This is a genomic window from Methanoregula sp. (genome assembly GCF_041645475.1).
In the GTDB taxonomy this organism is placed as follows: Archaea; Halobacteriota; Methanomicrobia; order Methanomicrobiales; family Methanospirillaceae; genus Methanoregula.
Map to the genome: position 1 here is coordinate 113,336 of NZ_JBAZQA010000008.1, position 10,894 is coordinate 124,229.

Sequence of the window (10,894 nt, forward strand, 5' to 3'; positions counted from 1 at the left end):
CGTCTAGTGCGTGGCAAGAATCAGGGTCTTGTCGTCGTCGCTGCGCTCGTTGATCTCGCGACTTGTAAGAAACGTTCTGAGCTGTTCGGTCAGTATGGGATTTTCTCCGCCACAACTTTTCCGGAGCGTCTCAAACAGGGGTTTGAAAAAACCGTCATGGGGAACCTTCCGGGAGAACGAGAGGACAAGGTTCTGGAGCCCGTCCGTGAAGAGCGCGATCTCGTCCGGGGGGCTTGCGGAACTCTGCTGGCTGAGGTGCGAGAGGAAGGCCTCGTCCGTGATGAAGTACGTTGTGTTGGCATACTCGCCCTGGTCCGGCCAGAAGACCGCAGTGTAACCGGCCTCCTCGTGGATCACGATGCCCCCGTCCCCAATCTGGAAATACCGGGCATGGTTGTCGGCGATGACCGCGCCAAGAAGCGTGCAGGCATATTCCCGGAGGGGTTTTGAACTCATTTCTGCCTGCCGGGCTATTGCATCCCGGGCAGCGGACACCCAGTGTTCAACATCCTCATGCGATATGCCGGACAGTTCACCCGTATCCCGGATCGACACGGTGATGCACCCGAGGATGGTATCGCAGGCGATCTGCGCACCGACACCACCGTCAGCCGTGCTTCCCGCCCCGTCGGCTACAAGGCCGATAAAATATTCCCGGTCGCCAAACTGGACAACCTGTACCCTGCAGTAATCCTGGCCGCCCTCATTGCGGTTCAGGTGCGAGATTCCCGTAACAGTGGCTGCAATGTGCTTCCATGTCATATCTCACTCCAGCCGGAGGGTGGAGCAAGCATAATCTTGTCGCCGGGATTGCTACTTGACGCCGATTTCATGGAATTGGAGAGCCACTGGAAAAATTCCCGGAACTTGAGACCCTGGAGCTTGAGCGGCTCCCGGACGGATAACTGCCGGAGGGTCTTCATGTCCGCGTTCTGGACGCCTACAACAAAGAACGCAAACGACTTCGAGCTCTCTCCCTCCCGTATGGCAGCTGCTGCATGCTGCCAGGCGTCGGTGGGGGAGCCGTCCGTGATCAGGAAGATCCATGGCCGGTAAAACGAGATACCGTTGGCGCGGTACTCTTCCTTGCGCTTTCTCACGAGATCGATTCCCTGCCGGATGGCTTCCCCAAGCGGCGTGTCGCCCTCGGCCACGAGTGTCGGGTCGAGGAAATAATCAACGGTATTGAAATTGCTGATAACCCGCACCGGGCCAAATGAGATGAGCGCTACCTCGACGCGTTTTGAGGCAAGGGAATCTCCCTGCAGTTCTTCGTAAAATGCCCTGAGCCCGGCATTGAGTTCGGCAATGGGCTGTCCTGCCATGGACCCGGATGTGTCCAGCAGTAACAGGCAGGGGCAGCGGGGTTCGGGGTTTTCCGCAAAAGTTACCGGTCCAAGGGGTTGCTGATCGAGATAGGAATCGTCGCTCATTAACATTCTCCGCACATCTTCCGTACCCGGAAAAGCGCATACTCTTACCCAGCTATACGGCTTTCTAAATATTTTAGGTTTCCACGTTGGTTTTTAACCCCGGGGGTAATGGGCGGTGATTTCTCCCGCCAAAAAAAACTGGGGACAGGGAAACAAACGGCTGTATCCGTCCTGTAAAATCCTGACCCGCATCGCCTCAGCGGAAACGGATCCCGCACCGTATTCTCTGCCCGGGATCAAAACGGCCTAGCGTCTCCGCCGTTTTACAAAGGCGATCTTCTCTTCGAGCGCCTTCTGTTTTTCCTTAATTACGCCGGGAGCGGCCCGGTCGGCTTTCAGGTACTCGATCTCGGCGTAGTCCTTGATCAGGTCCTGCACGTCGGTATCCGGGAAATCCTCTTCGGTGATCCGCTCCATGAATTCGTCCTCACCGGGAATGCTCCGGCCGGCATCCGGGTAGCTCACGCGGAATTTCGCCTTGCAGTACCTGCACCGCGTGTGATAGAGCCCCGTTTCCCGGATGTTCTTCATGAGAAGCTTGAAATTAAGTCCCTGGCATTTGGGGCATTGCCATTCGAGGGTAAGCGCCTTGAGGGTGCCGCCGGTCTCATGTTCAAAGAGGGAGTCGAACATAGTTCATGTTTTCCGTAAACCAATGTTTTCCTGATATCCTCATTAATGCTGTGGATGATTGTTCCGGCAGCGCTCCTTTCCCTGCGGGACCGTACGGCTTTCCGGAAATACGAAAAGGGAGGGTTCGGACTGCCAGAAAGTAAATCTTAATCAATACCGGCGTGAGATACTAGCCTGTGAGGCTGAACCGCTATGGTGCTTGAGATTATTGCCGCTGAAGATGCACAGGTCGTCCTTTTCCCGCAGAAATTCGATGCCGGTTCCGCGCCGGGCGTTGAAGCGGAATTAAAAACACTCCTTTCTACGGCCCCAAAAAAGATAGTTCTTGATTTTTCAAAGACCGAATACATTGCAAGCGCCGGCCTGCGGGTACTTCTCCTCATAACCCGGGACCAGATGAAAGCCGGCAGGAAAGTGGCGCTGGCTGAGATCCGACCGCAGGTTCTTAGAATTTTTGAGATGGCCGGCTTTACCAGCATCTTTCCCATCAGCAAAACCCGGGCCGAGGCTCTCCTCCTGCTTGCCTGAGCCGGGATTTACATGGCCTTCCGGCCAAAAAGGATCAATCGTTTTTCTTCTCATCCGGTTCACTGGCATCGCTCTTGAAAAAGTCCACCCAGCCCTGCCGGGTCTCTTTGAGAAGGAGGCTGTCTTTCAGGTACAGCCAGAGGGCAATGATCACAAGGATGTACGCAAGCGTCCGGATGATGATGAGCGGGATGGTGAGCGGGACTTTCAGGCCCGCAAGGGTTGCTGCATGGGAGACGCCGAAGAGGCCAAAGGCGGCACCGATAAAGAGCGGGAGTTTCTCCTGGCTTTTTGCATAGCAGAGAGTACCGAGAAAAACGATGATGATGCACAATACCAGATTGATGAACGTGATAGGATCCCATTCAAGCGCCATGGTCTTTCCTCATTTCTCTTTTTAACGTGAGACCCGGTCTGATGCAACGGGACAGACGCACTACCGGGTCGTGATCATATCATCACGGGAGGAGCTGCAGGCACCGGATTTACGGAGATTCCGGGAAACTACAGCCGCTGCTCCCAGGTATGGCCGCAGTCATTGCAGAGGCAGACTACGACCGTCTTGTTCTCAACGGTCTTGCAGTCCGTCCACTCGTTATTTTTTGAGCCGCATTGGGGACAATTCGACACAACAATTCCGCCGGAGTATTCTCGTACACGGTATTATGTATCGGTACTATTAAAAAACGATAGAGCCGGGTTGCAGAACCCGGGAAAAACAGATCTCAGGATCCGGTTTCGTAAGACTCGCCCGGGGCAAGGATCCGAACCCTCAGGTCCGTTGTCCGCTCGATGGCTTTTTTGAATGCAACCGGGTCGGCGGCAATCCGGTCCCAGGTATTGTAATGGATGGGAATTACGATCTTTGCGCCAATGAAACTGGCCGCGATCATGGCCTCATTCGGTCCCATCGTGAACCGGCCGCCGATCGGGAGGAACGCGATGTCCGGGTGGTACAGGTCGCCAATGAGTTTCATATCGGAGAAGAGCCCGGTGTCCCCGGCATGGTACACGGTCACGCCATCCATCCGTATGACAAAGCCCGCGGGATTGCCGCCGGGAACGCCGGGGGGGGCTTCCTCGATGGAGGATGAATGCTGCGCCGGGGTCATGGAAAAGGAGACGCCATCGACAACATGCGTGCCGCCGATGTTCATGGTCTCTGCCGGCACGCCTTTGGATTTTAAGTACCGCCCGATCTCGGTGATGGCAACGGTTTTTCTGTTGAGCGCAACTGCTTCGCCCATGTGATCCGAGTGCCCGTGGGTGACGGCAACGATATCCGGGTCCAGGCCAAGAACGCTCCCGCCCTCGATGAACGGATCGATGAGAACGCGTTTTGTACCGGCGAGCAGTACACAGGAGTGGCCAAGGTACGTGATTTGCATATATGCAGATCGGAGTCTGTTTTGATGAAAGTTGCCATTTCGGATGTGCAAAGAAACGCGGGCAGGTTCCCCTTGTGCAGGGAAAAAAGGCTAAGGGGCAGGCAACCTGCGCCCTTATGTCACATCGATAAGTTCTGCTTCGGTTATGTCGATAGAGTCCCCGAGGCTGTCGGCAGTTGCGCTCCGGGTCATCTGTTCCGAGAGATCGCGGTCTTCCATGACATCGCGGATCCGGTCAATGTACGGGTCGATGGTGGGATCTTCCTGCTCTTCGATGACATGCCGGTACTCGCGAAGGGTCGACGGGCTTACGCCGAGTTCCTCCGAGACCTCTTTCATGGTCTTGCCGGAATCAACGAGCTCCTCCATTTTTTCCTTGTCAAACGGCATCTTGAAATCGAGCTCGCGGAATAGTTTGAGCCGGACACGTGCCCGTGCAACCGTCTTACTGAGTTTCTCATCCCCGAGTTCCCGGGCGATTTCAGTATCATTCTTTCCTGCATAGAATGAGGTGACGAGCTTTGCAAGCTGGATCGGTTTTAAGGAGGTCTTGAAAATTCCCTGTTCAGTGATCTCTCTCATGACGAGAGCGACCTCGCGTTCGATCGCGTCGCTGTCTCTTAAGGTACCATGGATATTTTTCATGGGCTCGACGATTTTCGTCTTGCCGGACATGGTGCTGAAGAGTTTCAGAAGATGTGCCTTGCGTTTGTCTTCGGTCATTGCATACCCCGTATTGGGATTAGGATATACAATACTTCGAGTACTATTTAATCCTATCTTTACGCGTTGTTTGACCAAAAGGGCTTTAAATCGGAGTTCGATTCCTCTTAAAAACTGTACGATTTTATCTGCGGGATCCGGAAATGTTAACTGGTTCTGTACAGGTTTTCCGGTCCTGAACAACCCGGGCAGTCATTCACGAGCCCTCATATGATATGAGAGTCTTTTTGTCGCCAGTAGTTCAACACTACTGGAGATTAATACTACGTGATCACTATGAGCGATGTTTTTGAAAACGTCATGGAACTTGCCAAGCGCCGCGGGTTCATCTGGCCCACGTCGGAATGTTACGGCGCCGTTGCAGGGTTCATCGATTACGGGCCGCTCGGGGCGATGATGAAGCGGCGGATCGAGAATGTCTGGAGGGATTTTTACGTTATCCGTGAGGGTTACTACGAGATCGAGTGCCCGACCATTGCCCAGGAAGCGGTGTTTATCGCTTCCGGCCATGTTGCCGGCTTTGCCGACAAGATGTGCCAGTGCCCGCACTGCAAAGAGTTCTTACGAGCCGATCACGTTGCAGAAGGCGGCGGGGTAAAGAACGCATCAACGATGAAGAACCAGGAACTCGCTGCTGCCCTTGCTTCCTGCACGTGCCTTGCCTGCGAAGAGGTGCTCGGGAAGGTCGAGGTCTTCGGGTTCAACCTGATGTTCAAGACGTCTATTGGCCCGGACTCGCAACGGGTCGGCTACCTCCGCCCTGAGACCGCCCAGGGAATGTTCGTGGACTTCACCCGGCTCCTCCGGTTCTACCGCGACAAGCTCCCCTTTGGCGCAGTCCAGATCGGAAAATCCTACCGGAACGAGATCTCGCCCCGGCAGGGCATGATCCGGCTCCGCGAGTTCACGCAGGCCGAGGCAGAGATTTTTGTCCACCCGGATGAGAAGAACCGCCACCCCCGGTTCCATCGCTATGCGGATTACCGGATGCCGCTTCTCACCTGGGGCCGGCAGCAGAAGTGCGAAGAGGCAGTCTCCTTGACAATGCGTGAGGCCGTTGACACGGGCGTTATCGCAAACGAATACCTGGCATATTACGTTGCCCTGACGCACGACATGCTGGTTTCCATCGGGATCAAGCCGGAACGCCTCCGCTTCCGCCAGCACCTCCCGGACGAGCGGGCCCATTACGCAACCGACTGCTGGGATGCCGAGATCCTCTCCGACCGCTTCGGCTGGGTCGAGACGGTCGGCCTTGCAGACCGGACAAATTACGACTTGAACGCCCACGCAGGGGCGAGCGGTACGCCGATGACCGTCTTCATCCAGTACGCAGAGCCAAAGAAAGTTGCCCGCCGGCGGATCATCCCCAACATGGGGGTTCTCGGGAAGCAGTACCGGAACAAGGCAAAGGCAATCTTCGAGGCGCTCGGGAACTCCACGCCAACGGAGAACGGTGCCGATGTTGTTGTTGACGGGGAGAAGATCCATATCCCCGCAGACCTCTTCGAGGTCCGGGACGAGATCGTGGATGTCCGGGGCGAAGATGTTGTCCCGCACGTGATCGAGCCCTCGTACGGGATCGACCGGATGTGCTATGCGGTCCTTGAACAGGCATATGATGAGGATACCGCCGATGGCGAAGCCAGGACCGTCATGCGCCTCTCCCCGAAGGTTGCCCCGGTCCAGGTTGCCGTGTTCCCGCTCATGACCCGCGACGGCCTCGACACGATTGCCGACGAGATCACCCGCACGCTCCACAAAAAAGGCATCCAGGCGGAATACGATGACTCGGGCGCAATCGGCCGGAGATACCGACGGCAGGACGAGATCGGGACCCCGTTTGCGGTCACGGTCGACTACGATACCAAGGAGAACAACACCGTCACCCTCCGGGACCGGGACAGCATGAAGCAGGTCCGGATTGCAATCGATAAATTGCCGGAGATCGTCAGTGCGCTTGTTGAAGGCGACGTGAAGTTTGCCGAACTTGGATAAATGCCTCAAAAAATTTTAGATGTATTGAGGGGGTAATTTCTTCAATAAACCAAAATTTTTTATTAACATAAATTTAATAGAATAATTGATAAAAATGACAAATTGGGATAATCTTTCGAATATAGATAAAATCGCTTATGGCTGCGGAATTTTTTTTGTAGCTGTAGGTCTTTTAGTAGTTTTTTCAGGATGGATAATATCATGGATTCCTTCATCATTAGAGACTTTTAATGCGCTTGCAGATCAAAAATTTATAGCGGGACTCACGATATTTGGTCTCGGAATTGCATATCTTACATACCTCTCAACCCGATAAAGAATCATTACACTAACTCTGTTTTTTGAATTGAATTGCGATGACTGCCGCCGCCCCGAAGGGCGCCCCGCGGCGGCCTCAATTACCGTTTCATTTAATACCGGCGATTTGTTCAGTTGTCTTTTCTCAGTATTTCCCCCGAAGAGAAAATGGAGGTCAAGGGGTGCTCCCCTTGGGCAGCCTCCCCCACTGGGGGAGTGAGGGGGTCACGCTCATAATGGGTGGGGAGCAGGATCAGGTTTCTCAAGAACACAATTCCCTATATTACTCAAGCACGCCAACCCACTCACAGGAATATGAGCAGCATCAGCCACCCCCTGATAAAACCGGACTCCCTTGAGAAGCGGGAGTACCAGCTCTCGGTAGCCATGCGGGCGCTGGACGGCAATACGATGGTGATCCTGCCCACGGGACTTGGCAAGACCGCAGTTGCCCTCATTGTTGCAGCCTCCCGGCTCTACAACGAGAAGGGCAAAGTGCTGATGCTCGCCCCGACAAAACCGCTCGTGGAGCAGCACCTCCGGTATTTCGAAAAATACCTCTGCCTGCCGGGCAGTGAGGGATCGGCAACATCAGCGTTTGTCATGTTCACGGGCGACGCCCCCCCGGACGAACGCACCGCGGACTGGGAGCGGGCAACGGTCATCCTTGCAACACCGCAGGTAATAAAAAACGACCTGATTGCCGGGCGCTATACGCTGAACGATGTCTCGCTCCTGGTTGTTGACGAGTGCCACCGGGCGGTCGGGAATTACGCGTACGTTTTCCTGGCCCAGCGCTACCTTGCGACCGCTGCAAAACCGCTCCTGCTCGCCATGACGGCTTCACCCGGTGGGGCTGAGGAGAAAGTGCAGGACGTGTGTGCGAACCTCGGGATCGAGCAGGTCGAGACCCGGACAGAGAACGACCCGGATGTCCGGCCGTACGTCTTCGAGCGGGAGCTGGAATACCTTGATGTCAGCCTGCCACCCGCGCTGAAAGCTGCAGTCCGTGTCATCAACGGGCTCATCGAGGAGCGGCTCGCCCTCCTTGCGTCCCTCAATTTCACCGTCCCTAAGCGGGAGAAGCTCTCGATGAAAGAGCTGAACGCAATCAATGCCCAGATCCAGCAGCGGATTGCAAACCGGGATCCGGCCGGGTACTCAGCGGCATCAGTCTATGCCGAATGCATGAAGCTCAAGCACGCGGTCATGCTCGCTGAATCGCAGGGAAGCACGGTGCTGAAAGGGTATCTTGCAAAACTCGTTGCCGAGGGGAAGGGTGCCGGGGGCAGCAAGGCAAGCCAGCGGCTCGTGGCCGACCAGTCGTTCCAGGAGCTTTTCAGCCAGTCGGTTGAATGGACAACCGAGCTTCACCCGAAGATGGAGATGGCTCTCGACCTTGTCCGCGACCAGCTGGAAGCCTGCCCGGACAGCCGCATCATCGTCTTTGCAACGTACCGGGACACGGTCCAGCTGCTCGTGGATTTCCTCGGAAAGCACGGCATTGTATCGGAGCGGTTCGTTGGCCAGGCAACAAAGGATGCCGAGAAAGGGCTCTCGCAGAAGAAGCAGATCGCGGCGCTGGACCGGTTCCGGAAGGGAGAGTTCAAAGTCCTGATCGCAACGTCCGTGGGGGAAGAGGGCCTCGATGTCCCGTCAACGGACATGGTGATCTTTTACGAGGCGGTGCCGTCCGAGATCCGGTCCATCCAGCGCAAGGGCCGGACCGGCCGGTCCGGGGCCGGGCGGGTAGTCGTACTCGTCACGAAAGGGACATCGGACGAGGTCTTCCGCCACGTCAGCGCAACCAAGGAGAAGATGATGCAGAAGAGCATGCGCTCGATGGGGAACATGACATCTTCCGTGCAGCGCCCGATTGTCGTGGAACAGGCAAGCATCGAGGAGTTCACCCCGCAGGGACCAAGGATCGTTGTCGACGACCGCGAGACCTCGTCAAAGGTCGTGGAGTTGCTCTCCGGCATGGAAGCCGCAATCCGGCTCGAACGGCTCGCCACCGGGGATTACGCGATTGGCAACCGGATCCTTGTCGAGCGCAAGACCGCACGGGACTTCGTGGACACGCTCATCGAGCGCGACCTGCTCGGCCAGATCAAAACCATGGCCGAGGCCGTCCCCCGCCCGGTGCTTATCATCGAAGGTGGTGATCTTTACACCCAGCGGGACATTCACCCGAACGCGATCAAAGGAGTGCTCGCAGCCCTGACCGTGGACATGGGCGTAACCCTCCTCTTCACCCGGGACGAGCAGGACACAGCGCAGATGCTCATGGTGCTTGCCCGGCGGGAAGAGGGGGAGCGGGGCGAGCGAAAAGTCCACCCGCACAAGACGCATTCATCGGTACGCGAGGAGCAGGAGTTCATTATCTCGGCGTTTCCGGATATCGGGATGAAGAACGCACGGCTGCTGTTGGCGCATTTCGGTTCAATCCAGGCGATTGTGAATGCTTCTCTTGAGGAGCTGGTTGCCGTGAAGGGGATTGGGGAGAAGACGGGGCAGCGGGTTTTCGAGGTGTGCCGGAAGGAATACCGCTAAACCTTCCTGCGGACCCGGTTCGTTGCGGAGGTAAGGCAGGTGCCGGGTTATAAGTACCCGGGGTGCATGGACCGGCTGGAGGTGTCGCTGATTTTTCCCGTTCTTTTCCAGACAGCTAAAAATCCCTCCCGGAACAACCCCCCTCCGGTTCTCCGGGCGATCTCTACTTCGGAATAACACCTCCGTTTGCCCCCAAAAGGGACTGTATTGACCGATTTTAAAGCCCGAAATACCCCCGATATGAGCAAACAGGGGACAATGCTGGCGTATCTCAAAAACAATGTCGTATAATTCGCCAAAAAGTGCGACTCTCAAAAATCCCGATCTTTAAATCGGGCTCCGATTGGAAAACAGAGCGATTTTCGAGGAGTTTATTTTCAGGGGTTTTTCAGGTCCATACGACCCCGGAAAAAGCGGATGAACGGGAGTCACCTCAACGGGCCCATGGAGGAGCAGAAGCACTTCCCTTCCGGACCCGGGGCGGCAGTCCTTCCCGAATATCTCCGTTGGCAAGAAGATCGTCCGGGAGTACCGGAAATGATCCAGATCCCGTTTTTCAAATTGGGTCTCTTTTAACTAACAGGGCCCATTTTGGACGTATAAACCGTGCGGGTGTTGTATCGGAATCGGGTACTGTGCGGAATTCGCGGAAATTGGATGTAAATTCATTTTTATCTTCTCGTAACGTGCCCGTAATTGAAAAAATAACCTCGGAGAGCCAAATGTGCGCAAATAGGCTCAATTGGAGGGGCGATCTTCCTTCCGATCAGGCTATAGCAAGACAAAATGAAAGAAACCCCTGTTTTGAGATAGCTTTACCGCAAGGCTGGGATCACACGGGTTGAAATCTGGAATCGGATGATTATCCTTCGGCAATATAACTGCATTGTTGCAGGATTGGGGAATGTTGCATCTCCCTACAAAGGTTACTTAGGATTCATGTAGAAAATTACAAATGCATTGCTGGAGGAGCTGGTCGCCGTGAAGGAGTGCGGGGGGATGGCGGGGCAGAGGGAATCCATGTTGAGCCGGAAGGAATACTTAGGAGGAGTGAATGTTCCTGACTTTCCGTATGATATGTTGCGAGGTTTCCCACCCCCTGATGGGGGTCGCTCGGCCGCCTCGTCGGGGCCTCGCTGGGCAAAAGAGGTTGAGGTAAAAAATTAGTTAATTGCTTTCTCTGGCATTTTCGGTTCGTACATTGTAATAATTTTCGTAACTATTCAGCCCGTCCTGTGAGCACAAGAAGGTGTGAATGGATTTCCCTGAAATGCACCAACGAGTGATGCGAGAACCGGCCTTTCATTTTTCTTAACGGTTGAGAGATATCCCCGGATCCTG

At 55.2% G+C, this 10,894-nt stretch carries 11 protein-coding genes; 4 read left to right on the top strand and 7 right to left on the bottom strand.

The annotated features are described in order from the left end of the window. Positions 1–3: 3 nt before the first annotated feature. The 3 genes from WC598_RS08370 to WC598_RS08380 all read right to left on the bottom strand — a co-directional run bounded on the left by WC598_RS08370 (position 4) and on the right by WC598_RS08380 (position 2,066). On the bottom strand, positions 4–762 hold the full coding sequence (locus WC598_RS08370; RefSeq protein WP_372961030.1) for a PP2C family serine/threonine-protein phosphatase: 759 nt from the start codon (positions 760–762) through the stop codon (positions 4–6). Beyond that, the gene (locus tag WC598_RS08375) at positions 759–1,433 is read right to left on the bottom strand and encodes a VWA domain-containing protein (RefSeq protein WP_372961031.1); all 675 of its coding nucleotides are present in this window, start codon (positions 1,431–1,433) and stop codon (positions 759–761) included. The genes WC598_RS08370 and WC598_RS08375 overlap by 4 nt, the downstream gene beginning before the upstream one ends. 246 nt (positions 1,434–1,679) lie before the next feature. Then, the gene (locus tag WC598_RS08380) at positions 1,680–2,066 is read right to left on the bottom strand and encodes a hypothetical protein (protein ID WP_372961032.1); all 387 of its coding nucleotides are present in this window, start codon (positions 2,064–2,066) and stop codon (positions 1,680–1,682) included. A gap of 192 nt (positions 2,067–2,258) precedes the next feature. Between WC598_RS08380 and WC598_RS08385 the strand changes: the two genes are divergently transcribed. Beyond that, entirely contained in the window at positions 2,259–2,594 is a 336-nt protein-coding gene (locus tag WC598_RS08385; protein ID WP_372961033.1) for an STAS domain-containing protein, read from the top strand. A gap of 34 nt (positions 2,595–2,628) precedes the next feature. Here the strand turns inward: WC598_RS08385 and WC598_RS08390 are convergent, their stop codons facing one another. From WC598_RS08390 to WC598_RS08405, 4 genes are all read right to left on the bottom strand, one after another. Next, positions 2,629–2,970, bottom strand: coding sequence for a hypothetical protein (locus tag WC598_RS08390; RefSeq protein ID WP_372961034.1), 342 nt, complete (start codon positions 2,968–2,970; stop codon positions 2,629–2,631). A gap of 128 nt (positions 2,971–3,098) precedes the next feature. Continuing rightward, entirely contained in the window at positions 3,099–3,224 is a 126-nt protein-coding gene (locus tag WC598_RS08395) for a hypothetical protein (protein ID WP_372961035.1), read from the bottom strand. A 95-nt stretch (positions 3,225–3,319) separates the two neighbouring features. Continuing rightward, entirely contained in the window at positions 3,320–3,982 is a 663-nt protein-coding gene (locus WC598_RS08400; protein WP_372961036.1) for a metal-dependent hydrolase, read from the bottom strand. Positions 3,983–4,096: 114 nt separating this feature from the next. Beyond that, positions 4,097–4,705, bottom strand: a complete 609-nt coding sequence (locus WC598_RS08405; protein WP_372961037.1) for a response regulator receiver protein — start codon at positions 4,703–4,705, stop codon at positions 4,097–4,099. A gap of 276 nt (positions 4,706–4,981) precedes the next feature. On the opposite strand from WC598_RS08405, the gene glyS reads away from it, so the two are divergent. The 3 genes from glyS (at position 4,982) to WC598_RS08420 (ending at position 9,553) form a co-directional block, all read left to right on the top strand. After that, positions 4,982–6,703 (top strand): glycine--tRNA ligase, encoded by a 1,722-nt coding sequence (gene glyS / locus WC598_RS08410; RefSeq protein WP_372961038.1) that lies wholly within the window; start codon positions 4,982–4,984, stop codon positions 6,701–6,703. Positions 6,704–6,797: 94 nt separating this feature from the next. After that, entirely contained in the window at positions 6,798–7,019 is a 222-nt protein-coding gene (locus tag WC598_RS08415) for a hypothetical protein (RefSeq protein ID WP_372961039.1), read from the top strand. A gap of 296 nt (positions 7,020–7,315) precedes the next feature. Further along, positions 7,316–9,553, top strand: coding sequence for a DEAD/DEAH box helicase (locus WC598_RS08420; RefSeq protein ID WP_372961040.1), 2,238 nt, complete (start codon positions 7,316–7,318; stop codon positions 9,551–9,553). Positions 9,554–10,894: the final 1,341 nt, after the last annotated feature.